This is a genomic window from Ideonella alba (assembly GCF_018069845.1).
In the GTDB taxonomy this organism is placed as follows: Bacteria; Pseudomonadota; Gammaproteobacteria; order Burkholderiales; family Burkholderiaceae_C; genus Ideonella; species Ideonella alba.
In genome coordinates, this window is the sequence record NZ_JAGQDD010000031.1 from 12,231 (window position 1) to 35,307 (window position 23,077).

The 23,077-nt window shown below is 71.6% G+C and carries 26 protein-coding genes; 13 read left to right on the forward strand and 13 right to left on the reverse strand.

Annotation, left to right across the window (positions count from 1 at the left end; translation table 11 throughout):
* Positions 1-6: 6 nt before the first annotated feature.
* The 6 genes from KAK03_RS23810 to KAK03_RS23835 form a co-directional block, all read right to left on the reverse strand.
* On the reverse strand, positions 7-1,854 hold the full coding sequence (locus tag KAK03_RS23810) for a nitric oxide reductase activation protein NorD (RefSeq protein ID WP_210857177.1): 1,848 nt from the start codon (positions 1,852-1,854) through the stop codon (positions 7-9).
* 1 nt (position 1,855) lies between these two features.
* Complete coding sequence (locus KAK03_RS23815) at positions 1,856-2,788, reverse strand: 4Fe-4S binding protein (protein WP_210857178.1); 933 nt, start codon at positions 2,786-2,788, stop codon at positions 1,856-1,858.
* 65 nt (positions 2,789-2,853) lie between these two features.
* Positions 2,854-3,654 (reverse strand): CbbQ/NirQ/NorQ/GpvN family protein, encoded by an 801-nt coding sequence (locus tag KAK03_RS23820; protein WP_210857179.1) that lies wholly within the window; start codon positions 3,652-3,654, stop codon positions 2,854-2,856.
* 1 nt (position 3,655) lies between these two features.
* Complete coding sequence (locus tag KAK03_RS23825) at positions 3,656-5,116, reverse strand: cbb3-type cytochrome c oxidase subunit I (protein WP_210857180.1); 1,461 nt, start codon at positions 5,114-5,116, stop codon at positions 3,656-3,658.
* Between the two features lie 8 nt (positions 5,117-5,124).
* Entirely contained in the window at positions 5,125-5,559 is a 435-nt protein-coding gene (locus tag KAK03_RS23830) for a c-type cytochrome (protein ID WP_210857181.1), read from the reverse strand.
* Between the two features lie 105 nt (positions 5,560-5,664).
* Entirely contained in the window at positions 5,665-6,720 is a 1,056-nt protein-coding gene (locus tag KAK03_RS23835) for an HPP family protein (protein ID WP_210857182.1), read from the reverse strand.
* 86 nt (positions 6,721-6,806) lie between these two features.
* Between KAK03_RS23835 and KAK03_RS23840 the strand changes: the two genes are divergently transcribed.
* From KAK03_RS23840 to ccoG, 3 genes are read left to right on the forward strand one after another with little or no spacing between them, the layout of a single operon-like run.
* A complete protein-coding gene (locus tag KAK03_RS23840) occupies positions 6,807-8,006 on the forward strand; it encodes an NnrS family protein (protein WP_210857183.1) in 1,200 nt (399 codons plus the stop codon).
* 10 nt (positions 8,007-8,016) lie between these two features.
* On the forward strand, positions 8,017-8,469 hold the full coding sequence (locus KAK03_RS23845) for an RrF2 family transcriptional regulator (RefSeq protein WP_210804290.1): 453 nt from the start codon (positions 8,017-8,019) through the stop codon (positions 8,467-8,469).
* Positions 8,470-8,529: 60 nt separating this feature from the next.
* A complete protein-coding gene (gene ccoG, locus KAK03_RS23850; RefSeq protein WP_210857184.1) occupies positions 8,530-9,930 on the forward strand; it encodes a cytochrome c oxidase accessory protein CcoG in 1,401 nt (466 codons plus the stop codon).
* A 1-nt stretch (position 9,931) separates the two neighbouring features.
* Here the strand turns inward: ccoG and KAK03_RS23855 are convergent, their stop codons facing one another.
* From KAK03_RS23855 to gntR, 3 genes are read right to left on the reverse strand one after another with little or no spacing between them, the layout of a single operon-like run.
* Positions 9,932-10,501, reverse strand: a complete 570-nt coding sequence (locus tag KAK03_RS23855) for a YceI family protein (protein WP_210857185.1) — start codon at positions 10,499-10,501, stop codon at positions 9,932-9,934.
* Positions 10,498-11,178 carry a DNA alkylation repair protein gene (locus KAK03_RS23860; protein ID WP_210857186.1) on the reverse strand — a complete coding sequence of 227 codons (681 nt, stop codon included), beginning with the start codon at positions 11,176-11,178 and terminating at the stop codon, positions 10,498-10,500. The genes KAK03_RS23855 and KAK03_RS23860 overlap by 4 nt, the downstream gene beginning before the upstream one ends.
* Before the next feature lie 9 nt (positions 11,179-11,187).
* The gene (gene gntR / locus KAK03_RS23865) at positions 11,188-12,210 is read right to left on the reverse strand and encodes an HTH-type transcriptional regulator GntR (protein WP_210857187.1); all 1,023 of its coding nucleotides are present in this window, start codon (positions 12,208-12,210) and stop codon (positions 11,188-11,190) included.
* A gap of 158 nt (positions 12,211-12,368) precedes the next feature.
* Here gntR and KAK03_RS23870 point away from each other — a divergent pair, with 158 nt between their 5' ends.
* The 8 genes from KAK03_RS23870 to KAK03_RS23905 all read left to right on the forward strand — a co-directional run bounded on the left by KAK03_RS23870 (position 12,369) and on the right by KAK03_RS23905 (position 19,018).
* The gene (locus tag KAK03_RS23870) at positions 12,369-12,872 is read left to right on the forward strand and encodes a gluconokinase (RefSeq protein ID WP_247661392.1); all 504 of its coding nucleotides are present in this window, start codon (positions 12,369-12,371) and stop codon (positions 12,870-12,872) included.
* A complete protein-coding gene (locus KAK03_RS23875) occupies positions 12,862-13,365 on the forward strand; it encodes a TRAP transporter small permease subunit (protein WP_210857188.1) in 504 nt (167 codons plus the stop codon). Before KAK03_RS23870 ends, KAK03_RS23875 begins: the two co-directional genes overlap by 11 nt.
* The gene (locus KAK03_RS23880; RefSeq protein ID WP_210857209.1) at positions 13,365-14,654 is read left to right on the forward strand and encodes a TRAP transporter large permease; all 1,290 of its coding nucleotides are present in this window, start codon (positions 13,365-13,367) and stop codon (positions 14,652-14,654) included. The genes KAK03_RS23875 and KAK03_RS23880 overlap by 1 nt, the downstream gene beginning before the upstream one ends.
* 43 nt (positions 14,655-14,697) lie before the next feature.
* Positions 14,698-15,714: a TRAP transporter substrate-binding protein gene (locus tag KAK03_RS23885; protein ID WP_210857189.1), complete on the forward strand. Its 1,017-nt coding sequence runs from the start codon at positions 14,698-14,700 to the stop codon at positions 15,712-15,714.
* Between the two features lie 139 nt (positions 15,715-15,853).
* A complete protein-coding gene (locus tag KAK03_RS23890; RefSeq protein ID WP_210857190.1) occupies positions 15,854-16,051 on the forward strand; it encodes a hypothetical protein in 198 nt (65 codons plus the stop codon).
* Between the two features lie 104 nt (positions 16,052-16,155).
* Complete coding sequence (locus KAK03_RS23895; protein WP_210857191.1) at positions 16,156-18,096, forward strand: serine hydrolase domain-containing protein; 1,941 nt, start codon at positions 16,156-16,158, stop codon at positions 18,094-18,096.
* Positions 18,097-18,221: 125 nt separating this feature from the next.
* Positions 18,222-18,425 (forward strand): hypothetical protein, encoded by a 204-nt coding sequence (locus tag KAK03_RS23900; protein ID WP_210857192.1) that lies wholly within the window; start codon positions 18,222-18,224, stop codon positions 18,423-18,425.
* A 380-nt stretch (positions 18,426-18,805) separates the two neighbouring features.
* Positions 18,806-19,018 carry a hypothetical protein gene (locus KAK03_RS23905; RefSeq protein WP_210857193.1) on the forward strand — a complete coding sequence of 71 codons (213 nt, stop codon included), beginning with the start codon at positions 18,806-18,808 and terminating at the stop codon, positions 19,016-19,018.
* A 61-nt stretch (positions 19,019-19,079) separates the two neighbouring features.
* On the opposite strand, the gene KAK03_RS23910 is transcribed toward KAK03_RS23905, so the two are convergent.
* Positions 19,080-20,543, reverse strand: coding sequence for a S41 family peptidase (locus KAK03_RS23910; RefSeq protein ID WP_210857194.1), 1,464 nt, complete (start codon positions 20,541-20,543; stop codon positions 19,080-19,082).
* Between the two features lie 27 nt (positions 20,544-20,570).
* Entirely contained in the window at positions 20,571-21,425 is an 855-nt protein-coding gene (locus KAK03_RS23915) for an SDR family oxidoreductase (protein WP_210857195.1), read from the reverse strand.
* 97 nt (positions 21,426-21,522) lie between these two features.
* On the opposite strand from KAK03_RS23915, the gene KAK03_RS23920 reads away from it, so the two are divergent.
* The gene (locus KAK03_RS23920) at positions 21,523-21,912 is read left to right on the forward strand and encodes a winged helix-turn-helix transcriptional regulator (RefSeq protein ID WP_210857196.1); all 390 of its coding nucleotides are present in this window, start codon (positions 21,523-21,525) and stop codon (positions 21,910-21,912) included.
* Between the two features lie 130 nt (positions 21,913-22,042).
* Positions 22,043-22,267, forward strand: coding sequence for a hypothetical protein (locus tag KAK03_RS23925; protein WP_210857197.1), 225 nt, complete (start codon positions 22,043-22,045; stop codon positions 22,265-22,267).
* An 83-nt stretch (positions 22,268-22,350) separates the two neighbouring features.
* On the opposite strand, the gene KAK03_RS23930 is transcribed toward KAK03_RS23925, so the two are convergent.
* Together KAK03_RS23930 and fdxB are read right to left on the reverse strand one after the other, a co-directional pair.
* The gene (locus KAK03_RS23930; protein ID WP_210857198.1) at positions 22,351-22,749 is read right to left on the reverse strand and encodes a nitrogen fixation protein NifQ; all 399 of its coding nucleotides are present in this window, start codon (positions 22,747-22,749) and stop codon (positions 22,351-22,353) included.
* A gap of 14 nt (positions 22,750-22,763) precedes the next feature.
* Complete coding sequence (gene fdxB / locus KAK03_RS23935; protein ID WP_210857199.1) at positions 22,764-23,069, reverse strand: ferredoxin III, nif-specific; 306 nt, start codon at positions 23,067-23,069, stop codon at positions 22,764-22,766.
* Positions 23,070-23,077 lie beyond the last annotated feature (8 nt).

Below are 23,077 nucleotides of genomic sequence, written 5' to 3' on the forward strand. Positions count from 1 at the left end.
CTCGCATCAAGTGCCAGCCAGCCGCGCCTGCACCGCCGCCAGCCGCTGCACCAGCTCCTGCGGCCGGTGCACCAGGGCCCAGCCGTGCTCGCCGAAGAGCATCGGCAGGTAGTCGTGGGCCTGCTCGTCGATCGTCACGGCAAACGGGGTCAGGCCCAGCGCGCGCGCCTCATGCACCGCGTGGCGCGTGTCCTCCAGGCCCCAGCGGCCCTCGTAGTGGTCCAGGTCGTTGGGCTTGCCGTCGGTGAGCAGCAGCAGCAGGCGCTGGCGCTCGGGGCGCGCGGCCAGGCGCGCGCTGGCATGGCGGATCGCGGCGCCCATGCGGGTGTAGTAGCCGGGCTTGATCGCGCCCACGCGGGCCTGCGCCGGCGCGGCCCAGCGCTCGTCAAAGCCCTTGAGGTGCTGGATGCGCACCTGCTGGCGGCGCACCGACGAGAAGCCCAGCATCTCGAAGGCATCGCCACTGGCCTGCAAGGCCTCGCCGAACACATACAGCGCGTCGCGGATCACATCGATCACGCGGGCGCTGCGCTGCTTGTCGCCGCCGCCCAGCCAGACATGGGCGTCGGTGGACAGCGACAGGTCGGCCAGCAGCAGCGTGGCCAGGCTGCGGCCGCTGCGCCGCGCGCGCTGGAACACCCGTGGCTCGCCGCTGACCGCCCCCGTGGCGGCATCGATGCGGTGGCGCACCCAGGCGTCGAGGTCGATCTCATCGCCCTCGGCCTCGCCGCGCTGGCGCTCAGGGGCCGCGCGCAGCAGCTCCAGCCGACGGCGCACCTGGCGCGCGGTGCGGCGCAGCTCAGGCGTGGGCACGAAGGCGGCCGGCGCCGGCGCCACCACCCGCTGCACCGCGCAGTGGTCGGTCAGCAGGCGCTGGCGCTTCCAGTCCCACTCGGGCAGGCGCTCGGGCGCGCCCAGCGGCTGGTCGTCCACCGCGGCGCTGGGCAGGTCCAGGTCGAAGCGCACCCGCGAGGCGCTGCGCTGGCCATCGGGGGCGATGGCCAGGCGCTCCATGTCGTTGGCGGCCTGCAGTGCGTCGGGGTGGTCGTCGTCATCGGTGGCGCGGTTCACGCGCACGAACTCGCCCCAGCTGAGGATGGACTCGGCGCGGAAGAACATCATCAGCGGCGCGCGCGGGGTGTCGTGGGCCACCCGCTCGGCGCGGCGGCGGGTGCGGTCACTGACGGTGTCAAGGGCGGCGGGGGTGTCACCGCTGGGGTCGCGGCGGCCGGACGCCGCGGCCGCCGGTGCGGCGCCCGCCTCCAGCCACAGCCACACCGGCGCCACGTCGGCCGGACCGATGCCGGTGTCCAGCGGCACCGGCTGGCCGCGCAGGGTCTGCTGCACCAGGCGCTCGGCGCGGGCCGCGTCGCCACGCAGCGTGCCGGGCGCCGGGCGCTGGGCCAGGTGCGCCGCCAGCAGGCGTGCGTGGCGCTGGCGCAGGCCGGGCCATTGCTGCAGCGCGGCCGCGCTGGCGCGGGTCTGGCCCACCAGCCAGTCGCCACTGGGCGCGTCGTGCGCCGCCAGGGCCGCGAGCCAGATGTAGAGATCACGGTTCAGGGAACGCTCGGCGAACACCGCCAGGCGCGGCGGCAGGGCCAGCACCTGCTCGCTGAGCTGACCCAGCGCGGCGCGCTGGCCGCTGCCGGCCAGGCGCTGCAGCCAGTCACGCGGGCCGCCCACGGCACGCTCGCCCACCGGCGCCAGGCGCACGGCGCTGTCACCGCCGCCGGCACGGAACAGCAGCGCCAGCGTGCGCTGCACCTCGTCCAGCGTGACCGCGGCTGCCGCATGCTCGCGCGAGGCGGCCTGGGTGACCAGGCGATGCCACTGCCGACCGATCCACTCTTCCACCTCAGCCTCCCCGGTCTTCGCGCCGCTGGCGCAGGGTTTCGCGCACCGCATCGGCACCGATGCGCCACTCCAGCACCGGCGCGCGACCGCGCGCCGATTGCGACTCGTCGCAGGCCTGCAGGCACTGGCCGCACTGCACGCAGCTGAACATGCGGCGCTTGATGTCGCGCGGGTGCAGGCGCATCGGGCAGCCGCGGTCACAGGCGGCGCCCTGGCCGAAGCGCTGCGTCGCGCAACCCTGGCAGTCGCGCGCCTTCGCGCGGTCAAAGGCCACCACCATGCCCTTGGGGTTGGCCATCCAGACCAGGCTCTGGAACAGGCCCACCGCACAGCCGAAGCGGCAGAACAGGTGGCGCGCCAGCACGAACTCGGCGCTGAACACCGCCGTGCCGATGGCCAGGAAACGCGCCTGGTTGGGCGTCAGCGTGCCGTGCACGAGACCGCCCCAGACTTCGGCGGGCGGCAGCAGGTAGCTCAGCAGCGTGATCGCCCACAGCGCGCCGAACAGGGCGCTGAGCCCGAAGAACACCGGCCACCAGCGTGCATCCGCCGGCCGGTCATCGCGCGGCGTGGCCGAGCGGTCCCACAGGCTCCACTTGGCACAGGCGCGGTGCAGCGTGGCATTGAGCAGCTCGACGATCGAGAAGTGCGGACACAGCCAGCCGCAGTACACCCGGCCCCAGCGCCAGGCCACGGCCAGGAAGGCGGCCACGGCCAGCATCCCCGGCAGAAAGCCCTTGAGCAGGATGCCCAGTGCCGCCTGGGTGGCGTCGATGCGCCCGGCCCGGAAGTCGTCGATGCCCAGCGTCCAGCGCTGCCCCAGGAACCACAGCTGCGCCTCATGCAGGTCCCAGCGCAGCCAGTCCAGGGCCGGCGCGATCAGGAACAGCGCAAAGAACGCGAGTTGGAAAAGGCGACGGTGGCGGGGCGGCATGGGGTCACGCAACGAAGAAGGAGAGCGGGCCGCACCCAGGAAAGGCCACTGTCGCGGAAAAGGGTTCAGAGACTGGCGTCGACCACCTCGGCCAGCGCCGCCGCGGTGTCGGCGTCGTCGGTCAGCGCATCGACAATCGCGGCACGGCAGGCCGCCCGCAGCGGCAGGCCATCGGCGGCCAGCCGCGCGGCCATCACCAGCAGGCGGGTGGATGCGGTCTCCTCCAGGTCGTGGCCGGTCAGGCGGCGCAGGCCCTGCGCCAGGTGCACCAGCTGGGCGGCCACGCCGGCATCGACGCCCGCCTCGGCCTGCACGATGGCGCGCTCGGTGGCCGCGTCCGGGTAGCCGAAGTCCAGGGCCACGAAACGCTGGCGCGTGCTGGGCTTGAGGCTCTTGAGCAGGTTCTGGTAGCCCGGGTTGTAGCTGATGACCAGCATGAAGCCGGGCGGCGCCTGCAGCTGCTCACCGGTGCGCTCGATCGGCAACTGGCGTCGGTCGTCGGCCAGCGGGTGCAGCACCACGGTGGTGTCCTTGCGCGCTTCCACCACCTCGTCGAGGTAGCAGATCGCGCCGCTGCGCACCGCGCGGGCCAGCGGGCCGTCGTGCCACTCGGTGCCCTGCGGGCCGATCAGGTGGCGGCCCACCAGGTCGGCCGCGCCCAGGTCATCGTGGCAGCTCACCGTCACCAGCGGCCGGCCCAGGCGGGCGGCCATGTGCTCGACGAAGCGGGTCTTGCCGCAGCCGGTGGGGCCCTTGATCAGCACCGGCATGCGCTGGCGCCAGGCGTGGGTGAACAAGGCCACCTCGCCGCCTTGCGGCGCATAGAAGGGCAGCCCGGCGAGGTGCTGCTGTTCGGCATGGTCCATGTCAGTCCATCCGCTGGCGGGCCGGGGCGCGGCGCAGGATGCCGCCACCGCCGAGGCTGGGCGCCTGGTCCTCGCTCAGCACGTGCTCGCCACCGATGAAGAAACTGGCGAAGTAGGCGAACTGGCCGATCAGGAAGGTCACGCCGCCCACGATGCGGATCCAGTAGAAGAAGCGCAGCTGGTCCTGGGTGGCCATGAAGCCCATCGCGCCCTCGGTGGGCATGCGCTGCAGCCAGACCTGCAGGATGCCGGCGCCGGTCAGCGCCAGCACCATCGTCGCCATGCCGATGGTCATGATCCAGAAGCTCCACATCTCCACGTTCTGCGCCCGGGCGCTGTTGGCCAGGCGGCCGCGCAGCGTGGGCATGGCGTAGCTGATCAAGGTGATCACCACCAGCACGTAGGCGCCGTAGAAGGCCAGGTGACCGTGGGCCGCGGTGATCTGCGTGCCATGGGTGTAGTAGTTGACCGGGCTGAGCGTGTGGATGAAGCCCCACAGACCGGCGCCCAGGAAGCCCAGCACCGAGGTGCCCACGGCCCACAGGATCGCCGCCTGGTTGGGGTGTTCACGCCGGCGCCGCTGCACCATGTTGAAGGCGAACACCGTCATCATGAAGAAGGGGATCGGCTCCATCGCGCTGAACACGCTGCCGATCCACTGCCAGTAGCCCGGCAGGCCGATGAAGTAGAAGTGGTGGCCGGTGCCCAGGATGCCGGTCATCAGCGCGAAGGCGATGATCACGTACAGCCACTTGTCGATCACCTCGCGGTCGACGCCGGTGGTCTTGACCAGCACGAAGGCCAGCAGCGCGCCCAGGATCAGCTCCCACACGCCCTCCACCCACAGGTGGACGACGAACCACCAGTACATCTTGTCGCGCACCAGGTTGTGCGGGTTGACGAAGCTGAACAGGAACATCAGCGCCAGCCCCCACAGGCCCATCAGCAGCACCAGGCTGATCGCCGTCTTGCGGCCCTTGAGCACCGTCATGCTGATGTTGTAGAGGAAGCCCAGCGCCACCACCACGATGCCCAGCTTGGTCGGCAGCGGCTGCTCGAGGAACTCGCGTCCCATGGTCTGCAGCAGCTCGTTGCCGGTCAGCTCCGCCAGCTTGGCATAGGGCACCGTCAGGTAGCCGACGATGGTCAGCGCGCCAGCCACCAGGAAGATCCAGAACAGCGCAATGGCCAGCCTGGGGCTGTGCAGCTCGGTCTCGGCCTCCTCGGGAATGAGGTAGTAGGCCGCGCCCATGAAGCCGAACAGCAGCCACACGATCAGCAGATTCGTGTGGACCATCCGCGCGATGTTGAACGGGATGTAGGGAAACAGGAAGTCGCCCAGCAGGTACTGCAGGCCGAGTCCGATGCCGAACAGGATCTGTCCGGCGAAGAGGCCCATCGCGGCGATGAAGTACAGCTTCGCGACGCGCTGGCTCTCGTACTTGAGAATGTGTGTGCTCATGACTGGTCTCACCCCTCGATGTTCGGCGGCCACTGTTCAGTGTTCACCTCGCTGGTCCACTTCAGGAACTCGACCAGGTGGTCGAGCTGCTCGTCGCTGAGGTTGAACTGCGGCATCTGGCGGCGGCCCTCGACATGCGTGGGTTGCGCCTTCATCCAGCCCTTGATGAAGTCGGGGCCGCGGCGCTTGTAGACATTGCCCAGCTCCGGCGCGAAGTAGGCGCCCTCGCCCAGCAGCGTGTGGCAGCCGATGCAGTTGCGGGTCTCCCAGATCTTCTTGCCGGCCACCACCGCGGGGGTGATGGCCTGCGCGTTGGAGCGCTCGGGAATGCGCTGTTCGGTGTGGAACACCAGCGCGACGAACAGCAGCGCGAAGAACGCGGCGCCACCGTAGAACATGTTGCGGGCCATCTGTTTGGTGAACCCGCCTGCGGTCTGGCTCATGGACAAGCCCTCCTCGTTGGACGATGGGCGAATCCTCCTGTTTTGCTCGGGTTCTTTCCTTGAACCGGTTCAAGGATGCCGACGACGGCCTGCGCCGCCCCCGACTCAGAGCCTGGCCAGCGCAGTGATCACGTCGGTCTGCGTGAGGATGCCGACCAGCCGCCGGTCGGCACCGATCACCGGCAGGTGGTGGTGGCCTTCATGGCTGAACAGCGGCAGCAGGTCGGCCAGCGGGCGCTCGGCACTGGCCACGCGCACCTGGCGCGACATCACCTGCGCCACGGTGGTGGTGGCCGGGTCGGCGGGGCCGCGCAGGTCGGCGCGGGTGACGATGCCCACCACATGCTCATCGGCATCGACCACCGGCAGCGCCTTCACCTGGGCCTCGGCCAGCACGCGCAAGGCCTGGTCCAGCGTGGTGAAGCTGCGCGCACGCAGTGGCTGGGCGGTCATCACGTCCTGGCAGCGGATCGCGCGCAGGCGGCGCGACACCGCCTGCTGCTCGGCATCGGCCAGCAGGCCGCGCAGGTCGTCGCGCGGCAGATCGACGATCTGGTTGTAGTGGGCCAGCGCCGTGTCCAGGTCACTGTCGCTGAAGTCCCAGGCCCGGGTGGGGGCCGGCGCGGCCTGGGGCGCGTGGGGATAGGGACGTCCGGTGGCGCTGTTCCAGGCCCAGCCGGCCAGCACCAGCACCAGCGAGTCCAGCAGCACCGGATCGACCGCATAACTGGCCTGGTGGGCCGGCAGCAGCACCGCCAGCAGGGCCACGGCGCCGCCCGGAGGGTGCAGGCAGCGCAGCGCCAGCATCGCCGCCATCGCGCCGCCCACGGCGACCGCCGCGGCCAGCGCTGGCCAGGGCAGCCAGCTGGCGCTGGCCCAGCCGACCAGGGCCGACACCGCGTTGCCCACCAGCACCGGCCAGGGTTGGGCCAGCGGGCTGGCCGGCAGCGCGAACACCAGCACCGCGCTCGCACCCAGCGGCGCCATCAACCAGGGCAGGCCGGGCGCCGGCGGCCAACAGGGCGCCAGCAGTGCCGTCAACGCGATCCCCAGAAAGGCACCCGCCACCACCCGCATGCGCTCGCGCGCGTCGATGGCCAGCGCGGGCGGACGCAGTCGTTGCCACCAGGGGAGCGTCGGGGTCGTCGGCGGCGGGGTCATGGCCCCGCACTTTATAAGATATATGTTCGGGTTTGCTTTTGGATGGCGCTGCCCGGACAATCGGGTTCTCCCTGATATCACCCGCCATGGCCACCGTCTTCATTCCCCTCACCGAGCCCATCGGCCGCGCGCCGCGGCCCGGCCAGTTCGCGCTGTGGGCGCTGGGCTTTCGCCCGTTCTACCTGCTGGCGGCGGCGCTGGCGGCGCTGTCGGTGCCGCTGTGGGCACTGCAGTTCAGCGGCTGGCTGGACACGCCGGTGCTGCGCGGATCGGTCTGGCATGCGCACGAGATGCTGTTCGGCTTCACGCTGGCGGTGGTGGTGGGCTTTCTGTTCACCGCCGGGCGCAACTGGTCGGGCCAGCCCACGCCCCAGGGCCGTGGGCTGATGGCGCTGGCTGGGCTGTGGCTGCTGGGCCGGGTGCTGGTACTCACGCCCTGGGCAGTGGCGGCCCTGGTCGTCAACGTGGCCTTTCCGCTGCTGGCCGCCTGGGGACTCTGGCGCGCCCTGCGGGCCGGAGGCAGCCGACGCAACTTTTTCTTCGTCGGCCTGCTGGTCGCCTTGGCCGTGGCCTGCGCGGCGCTGCACCTGACGCAGATGGGCGCTCTGGTGCTGCCCGCGCGGCTGGGTGTGCCGGTGGCGCTGGACCTGATGATGTTCATCGTCGCGGTGATGGCCGGGCGCGTGGTGCCGATGTTCACCAACAACGGCATTGCAGGACTGCAGGCGAGCCGCCATGCACCGCTGGAGCGGGTGGCGCTGGGCAGCGTGCTGGCCTTGCTGGCCTGCGACCTGCTGGGCGCTCCAGCGCCGCTGCTGGGGCTGGTGCTGGCCACCGCGCTGGGGGCGCAGACCGCCCGCTGGTGGCGCTGGCAGCCCTGGCGCACGGCGGCCAACCCGCTGGTCTGGGTGCTGCACCTGGCCTATGCCTGGCTGCCGGTGCACCTGGCGCTGCGCCTGGGCAGTGAGTTTGGGGTGGTGCCCCCGGGACTGGCCACCCATGCGCTGACCGTGGGCCTGATCGGCGGCATGACCTTGGGCATGATGACGCGCACGGCGATGGGCCACACCGGCCGACCGCTGCGCGCGGGTGCGCTGGAGGTGAGCGCCTACCTGAGCGTGACGGCCGCCGCCGTGGTGCGGGTGGGGGCGCCGCTGCTGTGGCCGGCGCTGCTGCCGCAGGCCGCGCTGGTGTCGGCGCTGCTGTGGTCGCTGGCCTACGCCTTGTACCTGTGGCGCTACGGGCCTTGGCTGTGCCGCGCGCGCGTGGACGGCCAACCGGGCTGACAATCACGCCATGCGCCTGACCCAGATGACCGACTATTCGCTGCGCTTGCTGATCTACGTGGGCCGGCAGCGCGGCGACCGCCTGTGCACCATCGCCGAGGTGGCCGAGGCCTTCGAGCTGTCGCAGGCCCACCTGATGAAGATCACCCACCAGCTGGGCCTGGCCGGCTGGCTGCAGACGGTGCGCGGCAAGGGCGGCGGCATGCGCCTGGCGCTGCCGCCCGAGCAGATCAACCTGGGTGCGCTGGTGCGCAGCATCGAGCCCGATTTCGCGCTGGTCGAGTGCCTGGGCGATCACCCCGAAGGCTGCAAGCTCACCGGTGGCTGCCGCCTGACCGGCGTCTTCAACCGCGCCCTGGCGGCCTTCATGGCCGAACTCGACCAGCAGACCCTGGCCGATGTGCTGCCGGTGGGCCGCGCCGCCTGGGCGCGCGTGTCACCGCCCGTGGCCCGCGCCGGCTGAGCGGCTGCGCGCCTGTCCCTGTCTGATGTCCGGCCCGCCTGCGGCGGGCCTGCTCCACTGATGTCTCCGAACCCTCCTCCCGCTCCCCTCCTGCAGCTCGCCCCGCGCGAGCGCATCCACCCGCGCGCGATCGACGGCCTGTATGCCCGCTGGCGCATCGCGCTGGTGTGGATCACCCAGCTGTTCTTCTATGGCGTGCCCTGGCTGCAGTGGAACGGCCGCCAGGCGCTGCTCTTTGACCTGGAGGCCGGGCGCTACCACGTCTTCGGCCTGCTGCTGTACCCGCAGGACTTCTTCTACCTGACCGCGCTGCTGGTGCTGTGCGCGCTGGGGCTGTTCTTCGTCACCGCGGTGGCCGGGCGCATCTGGTGTGGCTATGCCTGCCCGCAGACGGTCTACACCGAGATCTTCCTGTGGATCGAGCACCGCTTCGAAGGCGACCGCAGTGCCCGCCTGCGCCTGGACAACAGCGGCTGGGGCCTGGACAAGCTGGGGCGACGCGGCGGCAAGCACGCGGCCTGGCTGGGCTTCTCACTGTGGACCGGCTTCACCTTCGTCGGCTACTTCACGCCCATCCGTGAGCTGGCGCTGCACTCGCTGAGCGGCGCGATGGGCCCCTGGGAGCTGTTCTGGGTGATGTTCTACGGCACCGCCACCTATGGCAACGCCGGCTTCCTGCGCGAGCAGATGTGCACCTACATCTGCCCCTACGCCCGCTTCCAGAGCGCGCTGATCGACCGCGATTCGCTGATCATCGGCTACGACGTGGCGCGGGGCGAACCGCGCGGCGCCCGGCCCAAGACCGCCGATGCCGCCGCACTCGGCCTGGGCGACTGCATCGATTGCACGCTGTGCGTGCAGGTCTGCCCCACCGGCATCGACATCCGCAACGGCCTGCAGAATGCCTGCATCGGCTGCGCCGCCTGCATCGACGCCTGCGACAGCGTGATGGACCGCATCGGCGCGCCGCGCGGCCTGATCCGCTACGCCACCGAGGCGGGCCTGGAAGGCCACTGGAGCCGCAGCCAGATGATTCGCCGCCTGCTGCGGCCGCGGGTGCTCATCTACGCCGCGTTGATGGCGGTGCTGGTGGGCGTTTTCGCCTGGAGCCTGTCGCACCGCCCGCCGCTGCGCCTGGACGTGGTGCGCGACCGCGCCGCGCTGGCGCGCTGGGACGAACAGGGGCGGCTGGAGAACGTCTACCGGCTGCAGGTCAGCAACCAGACCGAGCAGGCACAGAGGCTGACACTGTCGGTCGATGGCCTGCCCGGGCTGGTGGTGAGCACGCTGCCCGCCACCGCGCTGCCGCCCTCGGGCATCGTCAACCACACGGTGCAGGTGGCCCTGCCGATGGAGGCGGCGCAGCAGCTGACGCCGGGCTCGCACCCGATCACGCTGCGCCTGCAGGCGGGTGAGGGCGCACCGGCCGAGGCCGCCACCACCTTCTACGTGCCACGCTGAGTCAGCGCTCGGCCAGCGCCTCCACCTGGATGCGCAGTGTGACCGCCATGTCGAAACCGAAGGCCTTGCCGGCGTCGATGCCGAAGGCGTCGCGCTGCAGCGTGGCCAGCGCGTCGGCCCCGCACAGCTCGCGCTTGTTCAGCGGGTGCGGCTTGCAGGCGAAGCGGCGGATCTCCAGCACCAGTGGGCGGGTCACGCCGTGCAGCGTCAGCTCGCCCTCCACGCGGGTGGGCTGGCCGTCCTGCCAGCCGGCCAGCGTGCCGCGGTAGCGCGCGAAGGGGTGGCGCTCGACATCGAAGAGGCTGTCGCCGCGCGCCACGCTGTTCATCTGATCGTGGCCGAAGTCGATGCTGTCGGTGTGCACGATCAGGTCCACGCTGCCGCTGGCAGCGGCGCGGTCCATCAGCACCAGGCCCTCGCTGCGGTTGAACTTGCCGCGCCAGACGGACAGGCCCATGTGGTCGGCCTCGAAGCTGGGGTAGGTGTGGGCGGGGTCGATCTCGTAGCGCATCGGCGCGGCGTGCGCAGTGGCGCACAGTGCGGCCAGCGCCAGCAGGTGCAGGGACTTCATCGGGTGCGCTCCAGTCGGGGAATCAGTTCACGAAAGGCGTCGCTGCCGATCCAGCGCGCGCTGCGCTCGGGGCGCTGCTTCAGGCGCTGGGCGCAGTCCAGCGCCGGCCCCAGCAGCGTGGGCTGGCGCTTGCCGATCTGGCGCAGCGCCCAGTTGACCGCCTTCTTCACGAAGTTGCGCTCGTCATCGGCGTGCGCCTCGATCAGCGGCAGCATGGCCAGGAAGCGCTCATCGGGCGCGGGCTTGTCATGCACCGCCAGCGCAGCCAGCAGCGCAAAGCCGGCGCGGCGGACGAACTCGCGCTCGTCGGCCGCCCACACCGGCACCCGGGCCCAGGCCCGCGGGCTGGGGGCGAAGGCATTGGTGCAGGCCTGGTCGCAGGTGTCCCAGGCTATGAAGCGGGCGGCCCAGGCGTTCATCTCGGCCACGGTGAACTGCCGGGGCTCGGCCACATAGGCGGCCAGGATCTGCGCGTCAGGCACGCCGGTGGCGTGCAATGCCAGGGCCAGCGCATGCTCGCGGCCCAGGTCCTTGCCCAGGGCGCGCAGCGAGGGCACGCTGGCCCCCAGGCGGTGCTCGGCCGTCATGCCGAAGCGGGCCATGCCGGCCAGCTGGTCGGGCCGCGCCAGCGCCTGCAGGCGCTGCATCGCATCGGCCAGGCGCGGGTGGGCTTGCATGGGCCGATGCTACGTGGACTCGCGCACCACCAGCTCGAAACCCAGGTCCACCTGCCGGGCATCCACCGCCTCGCCGCGCAGCAGCGCCAGCAGCATGCGCGCGGCGCGTTCGCCGATCTCGGCGCGCGGCGTGCGGATCGTGGTCAGCGGCGGCAGCCACTGGTCCGAGCCGGCCAGGTCGTTGAAGCCGGCCACGGCCACCCGCTGCGGCACCGCCAGGCCGGCCTTCAGCGCCGCCAGCAGACCGCCCTGGGCCAGGTCGTCGTTGCAGAAGAAGATCGCGTCGACATCCGGCCGCGCCGCCAGCAGGCGCTGCAGCAGCACACCGCCCAGCGCGATCGACGAGGGCGCCGGGTCCAGCAGTTCCAGCCCGGGGTCGTGCAGGCCATGCGCCTGCAGCACGCGGCGGTAGCCGGCCAGGCGCTGCAGTACGCGCGGGTCGAGCTGCGCGCCGACGAAGGCCACGCGGCGGCGGCCGCGCGCCAGCAGGTGCTCGGTCATCGCCGCACCAGCGGCGTCCTGCGACAGGCCCACCGCGTAGGCCTCGCCCGCGGCCTGGGTCTCCATCAGGTGCACGCAGGGCACGCGGCTGCGCTCGATCAGGCCGCGCGCCGCCGCCGTGCGGTCGAAGCCGGTGACCAGCAGGCCGGCCGGACGATGCGCCAGGTAGCTGCGCAGCAGCGCCTCTTCCTCGGCGGGTTGGTAGTGGGTGACGCCGATCAGCGTCTGCAGCCCGGCCGGGCGCAGCACACGCTGCACGCCTTCGAGCAGGTCGACGAACAGCGCGTTGGACAGCAACGGGATCAGCACCGCCACCTGCGAGCTGTGCGCCGAGGCCAGCGCGCGCGCGGCCGGGTCGGGCACATAGCCCAGCGCCTCGGCGGCCTCGCGCACGCGGGCGCTGAGCTGTTCGTCCACGCCCCGGGTGGCACGCAGCGCACGCGAGGCGGTGATCGGGCTCACGCCTGCGGCGGCGGCCACATCGGCCAGCGTCGGCCGGCCGGTGGCGCGTTTGCGGGAAGGGGCGGTCATTGAGTGTTTACCCTGATTTCGGCGGTGCTGCCAACGGGTTTAGGATAGCGCTATCCAATCCCCGATTCAAGCGCGCCGAGTGTGCCACGGCGCGGCGGGGACCGCGGCGGCCCATCGGGCGGCCGATTTTTTCAGATCAACGGGACAGCGCTATCCAAATGTCGAACCTGGTTGTCATGGGCGTCTCCGGCTGCGGCAAGTCCAGCCTGGGCCGCGCACTGGCCGACGCGCTGGGCTGGCCGCTGGTGGAGGGCGACGACCACCACCCCGCGGCCAACCAGGCCAAGATGCGCGCCGGCCAGCCGCTGACCGACGCCGACCGCGCCGGCTGGCTGGCCACGCTGGGCGCGCAGCTGGCCGAGCGGCCGCAAGGCGCGGTGCTGACCTGCTCGGCCCTGAAGCGCGCCTACCGCGATCAGCTGCGCGCCGCCTCGCCCGGCCTGGGCTTCGTGCACCTGCGGCTGAGCCTGGACGAGGCCCGCGCCCGCGTGGCCGCCCGCCCCGATCACCTGTTCCCGGCGAGCCTGGTCGACAGCCAGTTCGCCACGCTGGAAGACCCGTCGGGCGAGCCCGGCGTGGTCAGCCTGGACGCCACCCTGCCGCTGGCCACGCTGCGCGAGCAGGTGCTGACCTGGATGAAGGAATCCCACGATGTCTGCTGACACCCCCACCCGCGCCGCGCCGCAGCGCTGGGCCGAGGCCGCCATGGCCGCCTGCCTGGCGGTGATGGCCGCTGCCGTCTTCGTCAACGTGGTGCTGCGCTACGGCTTTGGCAGCGGCATCGCCGCCAGCGAGGAACTCTCGCGCCTGCTCTTCGTCTGGATGGTCTTCATCGGCGCCACCGCCGCCTATCCGCTGGGCGAACACATGGCCTTCACCGCGCTGCTCGCGCCGCTGGCCGGCCGGCCGCTGGCGCTGCGCTGGGTCTCGCGCGGCATCCATGCGCTGGTCGTGCTGTCGTGCGCGCTGCTGGGCTGGGGCGCCTGGCAGCAGGTGGTGGTGGGCTGGGACAGCACCAGCGTGGTGATGGGCTACCCCACGGCGTTGCTGCCGCTGCCCGCGCTTCTCAGCGCCGCGGCGATCGGCGTGATGGCGCTGCGCCAGCTGCTGGTGGGTCAGCCGGTCGCGCTGGGCCACGAATCGGAGGTGGAATGATGGGCCAGGGAACGATCGCGCTGCTGTTCGTGGTGGCGATGCTGGCGCTGATGGGCATCGGCGTGCCCATGGCCTTCGCGCTGGTGCTGACCGGCGCCTCGATGGCCTGGCTGCTCGACTTCTGGGACACCCAGCTGCTGGCGCAGAACCTGGTGGCGGGCATCGACAGCTTCCCGCTGCTGGCCGTGCCCTTCTTCATCCTGGCCGGCGAGCTGATGAACGCCGGCGGCATCAGCCGGCGCATCATCGACATGGCCCGCGCCTGGCTGGGCCATGTGCGCGGCGGCCTGGGCTTCGTCACCATTGGCGCCGCCATCCTGATGGCCAGCATGAGCGGCTCGGCGCTGGCCGACACCGCCGCGCTGGCCACCATCCTGCTGCCGATGATGCGCAGCCAGGGCTACCCGATGGGCACCTCGGCCGGGCTGATGGCCTCGGGCGGCATCATCGCGCCGATCATCCCGCCGTCGATGCCCTTCGTGATCTACGGCGTCACCACCAACACCTCGATCTCCTCGCTGTTCCTGTCGGGCATCGTGCCGGGCCTGATCATGGGCCTGGGCCTGGTGCTCGCCTGGCTGTGGCAGCTGCGCGGCATGAACGTCCAGGCCGATGCACCGATGCCCATGGGCGAGCGCCTGCGCACCAGCGCCCGCGCCTTCTGGGCACTGCTGATGCCGCTGATCATCATCGGCGGCATGAAGAGCGGCGTCTTCACGCCCACCGAGGCCGCGGTGGTGGCCGCCTTCTACGCCCTGGTGATCGCCTTCGCGGTGCACCGCGAAATGGGCCTGGCCGACCTGTACGGCGTGCTGACCCGCGCCGCCAAGACCACCGCCATCGTGATGTTCCTGTGCGCCGGCGCCCAGGTGGCCAGCTACATGGTCACGCTGGCCGACCTGCCCAACACGCTGAGCGGTCTGCTGGGTCCGCTGGTCGATCATCCGCGCCTGCTGATGGCGGTGATGATGATCGTGCTGGTGCTGATCGGCACCGCGCTGGACCTGACGCCCACGATCCTCATCTTCGCCCCGGTGATGCTGCCGATCGCGGTGAAGGCCGGCATCGACCCGGTCTACTTCGGCCTGATGTTCGTGCTCAATGGCGCGATCGGCCTGATCACGCCGCCGGTGGGCACGGTGCTGAACGTCGTGGCCGGCGTCGGCCGGCTGCGCCTGGACGAGGTGATCAAGGGCGTCAACCCTTTCCTGGTGGTCTACCTGGCCATCCTCACGCTGTTCACCGTGTTCCCCGAGTTCGTCACCGCGCCGGTGCGCTGGCTGCGCTGACGCCTTCCTGTTCCGCCCTGCCCTGTTCCCCTTGGAGACAACCATGACCCTTCGCCGCACCCTGATCGCCACGCTCGCGCTGGCCGCCCTCACCCCGCTGGCCGCCCAGGCCCAGGACATCAAGCCGCGCCTGATCCGCTTCGGCTACGGCCTGAACGAGCAGTCCAACCAGGGCCGCGCGGTCAAGCTGTTTGCCGAGGAGGTAGAAAAGGCCTCGGGCGGCAAGATGAAGGTGCGCGCCGTCGGCGCCGCCGCGCTCGGCCCGGACACCCAGATGCAGCAGGCCCTGATCGGCGGCGCCCAGGAAATGATGGTGGGCTCCACCGCCACGCTGGTGGGCATCACCAAGGAAATGGCGCTGTGGGACACGCCCTTCCTGGTCAACAACGCCAAGGAGGCCGACGCGCTGCTCGACGGCCCGATCGGCAGCAAGGTCAAGGACAAGCTGCAGGACAAGGGCCTGGTGGGCCTGGTGTACTGGGAGAACGGTTTCCGCAACCTCACCAACAACAAGCGCGCGGTGGCCAAGCTGGAAGACCTGGACGGCATCAAGCTGCGCGTGATGCAGAACAACGTCTTCCTCGAGAGCTTCAAGACCCTGGGCGCCAATGCGGTGCCGCTGCCCTTCTCGGAGCTGTTCTCGGCGCTGGAAACCAAGGCGGTGGACGGCCAGGAGAACCCCTACAACACCATCCTCTCCAGCAAGTTCTACGAGGTGCAGAAGTACCTCACCGTGACCAACCACGTCTACAGCCCCTGGATCGTGCTGGTCAGCAAGAAGTGGTGGGACGGCCTGAGCAAGGACGAGCAGAAGGTGCTGATGGACGCTGCGAAGAAGAGCCGCGACTTCGAGCGCCAGGACACCCGCGCCGAGGCCGCCAAGGCCCTGGATGAACTCAAGGCCAAGGGCATGCAGATCAACGAGCTGACCCCCGCCGAGGCCGCCCGCATGCGCGACAAGCTCACCCGCGTCAACGCCAGCATCGCCGCCAACGTGGGCATGGACCTCTGGAACGAGACCCAGGCCGCGCTGGCCACGCTGCGCAGCGGCAAGAAGTGAGGCCGGCGGCGCGGCCGTCCATCCGGCGGCCGCGCCGGTCAGCCCCCGAAATCGGCGCTTCGTCGCATCCCGCTGGGCGCCGCCGGCGGTGCTCCCTACAGTGCATCCCATCGACACCGCACTGACCCAGGAGCCCGCCATGACCACCCCCGCCTTCCAAGCCTCCAGCGTTTCGGCCCGCGCCAGCTTCCTGGCCCTGGCCGTGGTGATCAGCCTGAGCCTGCTGGCCAGCGTCGGCCGCGTCGCCGACCGCCAGTACGACGCCGCCTGGCTGGCCCAGGCCCAGGCCACCCCCGTGCAACTGGCCGCCAGCGCCGTGCCCGCCGCCAAGGTCTGAGCGCGCGTCGCCCGCTCCCCCCACGAATCGCCCCGGCCCTGCCGGGGCGTTTTGCGTTCAGGCTCCCGTAGCATCTGGATCACCGCACGACCTGGAAGGACCCCATGCGCCGTACCCTGATCGCCACCGCCCTCACCCTGGCCCTGAGCGCCTCGGCCTGGGCCGACACCACCGCGGCCGGCCACAGCTACACCCCGCCCGAGGCCTTTGCGATGAAGGCCGACGGCGCCCTGCTCAGCGCCACCGCGCCCGAGGGCGACCTGCGCGTCACCCTGGTCGACCTGCCGCAGGCCAAGGACGCCGCCGATGCCGTGGCCCAGGCCTGGGCGCGGGTGAAGCCGGGCTTCAGCCGCACGCTGGAGCTGAGCACGGCGCGTGCGCCGCGCAACGGCTGGACCGACATCCAGGTCTTCGATTACCAGACCTCGCCCAACGAGAAGCTGGCGGTGCAGGCCACGGCGCGGCGGCCGGTGCAGGGCGAGGGCTGGCTGGTGGTGCTGCTGGAGGGCTCGCAGGCCACCCTCGAGAAGCGCAGTTCGCCGATCAGCCTGTTCATCGGCAGCCTGCGGCCCAAGGGCTACGAGCGCGAGCGCTTTGCCGGCCGCACGCCCAAGCCGCTGACGCCGGAACGCATCGAGCAGCTCAAGGCCTTCGTCGAACGCGGCATGCGCGAGCTGCAGGTGCCCGGCGTGGGCCTGAGCTTCATCGACCAGGGCCGCGTGGCCTGGGCCGGCGGCCTGGGCGTGCGCCGTCTGGGCCGGCCCGAGCCGGTGGACGGCGACACGCTGTTCATGGCCGCCTCCAACACCAAGAGCATGACCAGCGCGCTGATGGCCCAGGCGGTGGACGCCGGCCGGCTGCGCTGGGACCAGCCCGCGCAGGAGGTGTTTCCGCGTTTCCGCCTGGCCGACGCCGACACCACCCGGCAGGTTGAGGTGCGCCACCTGGTCTGCGCCTGCACCGGCTTGCCGCGCCAGGACCTGGACTGGCTGTTCTCCGACGCCAAGGCGCCCGCGGCCACCACCTTCGAGCAGCTGGCGCAGATGAAGCCCACCAGCCGCTTCGGCGAGGTCTTCCAGTACAGCAACCTGATGGTGGCCGCGGGCGGCTACATCGCTGCCGCCGCACTCGAACCTGGCAAGGAGGTGGGCGCCGCCTATGACCGCCAGATGCGTCAGCGCCTGTTCCAGCCGCTGGGCATGACCCGCACCACCTTCGACTACGCCCAGGCCCTGGCCGGCAACCACGCCAGCCCGCACGGCGACGACATCGACGGCGTCACCCGCGTGGCCGACATGGGCCTGAACCGCACCATCATCCCGGCGCGGCCGGCCGGCGCGGTCTGGACCAGCCCGAACGACTTCTCGCGCTGGGTGCTGATGGAGCTGAACAAGGGCCGCACGCCCGACGGGCGGCCGCTGATCAGCGAGACCAACTGGGCCGCGCGCTACCAGCCGCAGGTGATGGTGGGCGAGGACGTGCATTACGGCCTGGGCCTGTTCATCAACCGCCAGTACGGCATCCCGATCGCGTCGCACGGTGGCGACATGCTGGGCTTTCACTCCAACATGATCTGGCTGCCCGAGCACCAGATGGGGCTGACCATCCTGACCAACTCGGATGCCGGCGTGCTGCTGCGCGGCCCGCTGCTGCGCAAGTTCCTGGAGGTGGTCTTCGATGGCCGGCCCGAGGCCGATGAGCAGCTGCGCGTGTCGGTGGCCAACCACCGCGCCGAGCTGGCCAAGTTCAAGGAGCTGTACACGCTGCCGGTGCCGGCCGCCGCCCGCCGCGCGCTGGCCGCGACCTACCACCATCCGGCACTGGGCACGATCCGGGTGGCCCAGCGCGGCGACCGGGTCGAGTTCCTGGCGCGTGACTGGCGCAGCCAGATGGCCTGGCGGCGCAACGCCGATGGCAGCGAGAGCTACAACACCATCGACCCCGGCCTGGGTGGCATCGAGTTCGTGCGCGACGACAGCACGCGCCCGGCCGCGCTGGTGCTGCGCGACGCCCAGCACGAGTACCGGTTGACGCCGCGGCGCTGACCGCGCATCCGGGCGGGTGTCGGTTCGTCGCCCGATTCCTGCAGTTCGTCGCCCGCCGATGGCGGCGGGCGGGGCGGCTCCCTACAGTGCACTCCATCGACAACGCACTGACCCCGGAGCCCGCCATGACCACAACCGCCCAGACCACTGAATTCCGCGCCACCACCGCCCCGGCCCGCGCCGGTTTCGCGGCCCTGGCGATGGCCATCACCTTCACGCTGCTCTACAGCGTTGGCCAGGTCGCCGACCGCCAGTTCGACCAGGCCCTGCTGGCCCAGGCCGGCAGCACCCAGCTGGCGGCCCAGGCCGACGGCGCTGTGCGCGGCTGAGACGATCATCACTCGGGGGGCTTCACCGGCCCACTCCTTCGCCCCGCTCGTCGGGGCTTTTTTGCGTCTGGGCCGCCGAGAACGCTGGCGCTGCGGCACCTCCGCGCCGTGGGCGCGCCGCCACCAGGGCCGCTGCAGGGCACACGGCGTGTGCCGGCCACACCCGTGCGCCGCTGGGCGGCGAGCCCCGACTCAGTCCGGCCCGCGGCGCCACTGCAGCGACCCGGGAGGAAGACGCGGCGACCGCAGCGCCCACCCTTCATCGGCGCTGGATGCCGACTGTCCGCCCGCCCAGGCAATCCGTCGCCAGACGATGGCGGTGCGCGGGGCGGCTGCCTACAGTGCATCCCATCGACAACGCACTGACCACGGAGCCCGCCATGACCACCACCGCCCAGACCACCGAATTCCGCGCCACCACCGCCCCGGCCCGCGCCGGCTTCGCGGCCCTGGCGATGGCCATCACCTTCACGCTGCTCTACAGCGTCGGCCAGGTCGCCGACCGCCAGTTCGACCAGGCCCTGCTGGCCCAGGCCGGCGGCACCCAGCTGACCGCCCAGGCTGCCCACGCGAGCACCGCGGTCCGCAGCTGACACGTTCCTCGCTGGCAGGGCCTCGCCGGCCCACCCCTTCGCCCCGCTGGTCGGGGCTTTTTCACGCCTGCTTCAGCAGCGCCAGCGCGCGCTCCAGCACCACGTCGCGACCGGCGGCGATGTCGGCGAGCGAGGGGGTCACCCGGTGGTCGGGCTGCAGACCGGCGTCCTCGGGCAGCGGCGCGCCCTCGGGCGGGTAGTAGCCGATCAGCGGCAGGTCGAAGCTCAGGCCCGAGGCGGGCAGCCGCACGAAGAAGAAGGCCCCGCCGTTGATGCCGCGCAGGTTGCCCCCGGTGGGCTCGCCCACCAGCAGGCCCAAGCGGTCCTGGCGCACCCGCTGCGCGAAGCCGAAGGTGGCCGAGCTGTTGGAGGCGTCCACCAGCACCGCCAGCGGCTGCGTGAGGCGCGCGCCGCGGGGCTGCACCGTGGTCGGGCCCGGCGGCAGCGCCAGAAAGCGCTCATCCACCGGCCGGGCCGCCTCGCCCCAGTCACGGAAGCTGTCGTCCCAGGTGTCGAGCACCGGGTTCAGGTGGGCCGGTGTGCGGCGGTAGCGCACCAAACGGCGCTGCGGCAGCAGGCTGGGTGCGCGCGCCAGGCGCTCGATCACCGGGTGGCCGCAGTCCAGGCCGCCTTCGTTGCCGCGCAGGTCGATCACCAGGCCGCGCACGGCGCGGTCGGCGGCCAGCTCGTCAAGCCGCTCATTGAGCCAGCCCTGCCAGTCCCAGCGGCTGTTGTAGACCGCCCAGGTGGGCATGCGCAGCAGCACCACGCCATCGGGCCGCACGGTCCAGGACCAGGGCGTGGCGCCCTGTGCGGGCGCCAGCGCGCGGGCCTGGGCGCGGCGCTGCTCACCGGACCAGGCCGGCAGCTCCACGGTCGTCTGCCGCCCTTGCGGCGTGCGCAGTTGCAGCCGCCAGGCGCCGCTGGCGGGGCCGCCGATCAGCAGGCCCTGCAGCACGTCGAACAGCGGCCACTGGCCATCCACCTCTTCCAGCGAGAGCTGACGCCGCGCCTTGCCCAGGTTGTGGCCGTCGACCCGCGCCAGCGGGGCCAGGCGGCGCCACCAGTCGTCGGGCGCGAGGCCGTCAATCGCCTCGATCACGCTGCCCGGCGCGACGTCCGGCTGCAGCGGTGAGGGCAGCACCACCATCTGGCCGTCCAGCCAGCGAAAACGCAGCGGCAGCCGCGTGGGCCGATCGAACAGCGCCTGGGCCACCCGCCGGGACTGGTTGGCCGGGTTGGCGAAACTGTGGCCGCAGCGCAGCGTGGCCAGCGCCCCGGCCAGCGCCAGGTAGCGGGCCCCGTCATCGGCCTCGGGCGCGGTGAAGGCGCGGCGCAGTTGCTGCAGCACCGCCGCCAGGCTGCCCGCATCGTGGTAGCGCAGCGCGCCCGGGTGCAGCGTGGTCAGCACCTCGGCGACGATGTCCACGTCGCCGGCCAGATCGGCCGACGGCGGGTCCGCCGCCCAGCCGGCGGTGGCGGTGGTGGTGCAGGCGAGGGCACTGAGCAGAGTACGGCGGCGCATCGGCCCAGTATGCGGGCCGTGCGTCGTTCAGCGCAAGGCAGCGGCCATCGCCTGGGCCAGCGGCGTGGTTGGCCGCTGGATCAGCGCGCTCAGCGCCCGGCCGCCGTCGAACAGCGCGCCCTGCGCCGCACCGGCATCGGAGTCGGCCAGCAGCGCGGCCAGCGGTGCCGGCAGGCCGGCGCCAGCCAGCGCGGCCTCGAACTCGGCCTGCGGCAGGTTCACGTAGGGCAGGCTGCGGCCGCTCTGCCGGCCCAGTTCGGCGGCGAACTCCGCCAGCGTGTAGGCCTCGTCGCCGGCCAGCTCCAGCACCGTACCGCTGGCGGGCGGCGCCAGCAGCACCGCCGCGTCGGCCTCGGCGTAGTCCTGACGCGTGGCCGACGAGATGCGGCCCTCGCCCGCCGCGCCGATGAAGGCGCCGTGCTGCAGCGCGGGCGGCAGGCTGGCCAGGTAGTTCTCGGTGTACCAGCCGTGGCGCAGGAGGGCGTGCGGCAGGCCGCTGGCGCGCAGCGCTGCCTCGGTGGTCACATGCTCGGCGGCCAGACCCAGCGGCGAGCGGTCGGCATGCAGCAGGCTGGTGTAGGCCAGGAAGCCCACGCCGGCAGCCCGCGCGGCGTCGATCACCGCCTGGTGCTGCGGTGCGCGGCGGCCCACCTCGCTGGAGGAGATCAGCAGCAGGCGATCGACACCGGCCAGTGCGGCAGCCAGCGTATCGGGGCGGTCGTAATCGGCCTCGCGCAGCGCCACGCCCAGCGCGGCCAGGTCGGCGGCCTGGGCCGGTCGGCGCACCAGCGCGGCGATCTGCGCGGGCGGCACGCCGCGGGCGATCAGTTGACGGATGACGAGGCGGCCGAGCTGGCCATTGGCACCGGTGACGGCGTACATGGAAATCTCCTTGAAGCGGGAACAGTGAAGGGATGACGGGATGGATCATGCCGTTTACACTCACTAATCGTAAGTACATACAAAAAGGTAAGTACCCATGGCCCGCATCCCTGCTGCCCGTCGCGGCGACCTGTTCGCCGCCGAGTGCCCGTCGCGTCAGGTGCTGCAGCACGTCACCAGTCGCTGGGGCGTGCTGGTGCTGGTGGCGCTGCGCTCGGGCGAGCGGCGCCGCTTCAGCGAGCTGCGTCGCGAGATCGGCGGCGTCAGCGAGAAGATGCTGGCCCAGACCCTGCAGGGCCTGGAAGGCGACGGCTTCGTCGAGCGCACCGCCCACCCGGTGGTGCCGCCGCACGTGGACTACCGGCTGACCCGGCTGGGGATGCAGGTGGCCGGCCATGTGCATGAGCTGGCCGACTGGATCGAGGCCTCGATGCCGGCCATCGAACGCGCCCGCGCCCAGCGCGACGCGGCCGCCGCCGCGGGCTGAGCCTGCCGTTCATCCACGCGGGCCGCGCTTCGTCGCGCGTTCTGGCGGTCCGTCGCCTGCCGCTGGCGGCGGGTGGGCGCGGTGCCTACAGTCCATCCCATCGACACCCGCCACCCCCCAGGAGAACGCCATGCAAGCCACCCGCACCACCGCCGTGATGACCGCCCCGACCACCGAGTTCCAGGCCAGCAGCACCTCGGCACGCGCGGGCTTCCTGGCCCTGTCGGCCGCGATCACCTTCACGCTGCTGGCCGGCATCGGCCAGGTCGCCGACCGTCAGTACGATGACGCGGTGCTGGCCCAGCTGGCCGCGGTGCCGATGGCCGCCGTCAGCACCGACGCGCCGCGCGGCTGATTCCGCCGGGTCCCTCTCCACTCCGCAGACCCTTCCCGGGTCCATGCTTCGCCCCGCTGGACGGGGCGTTTTTTCGTCGGCACTCAGTGCGTGGTGTCGGGCGCCTCGAAGCACAGCGGCCGGTCGCTGCAGATGTCGCAGCTGGGCGACTTGCAGATCAGGACCTCGGCGCGCTCGCACAGCGCGCGGTAGAGGAACTTCTTCCACTTCATGTCGCCCGCATTGGCAGCCACCAGCGACGGGAACCAATGGCGCAGCAGGGCATTGAGCTGCTGCCGGTCGTCGAGCAGCAGGTCCTGCCACAGGTGGTTGTCACCCAGGCAGGCCACGGCCACCGCGGTGGCAGCCGCCTCGACCCACTCGGGTGGGCCGGCCGCGGGGTCGGCATGCTCCAGCAGCAGCGCGCGCACGTCCTGCACCTCGTCCTCGCGCCGCGCCCGGCGGGCGGCAAAGTCCTCGCGCAGCACTGGCCAGGGGGGCATGACGCGGCCCATGCTCAGACCTGCGCCGCGGCGTGGGTGTAGCACTTCTTCGGGCAGATCTTCGCGCAGGCGGTGCAGCCGATGCACTGCTCGCCATGGGCGATGGTCATGACCTTCTTCTCGTACTCCTCGTCGTCGTCGCCGTCGAGGTCCACGTGCACGCGCTCGCCGTCCTCGTCCAGGCCGACCAGCTCCAGCACGCCGCGCGGACACACGCGGAAGCAGCGGCCGCAGCCGATGCACTTGTCCTCGTTGATCGACTGCACGAAGGTGGGCGTCCAGGCGGCGCCACTGGGCAGCGTGACGCTGAATGTGCTCATGCCATGCT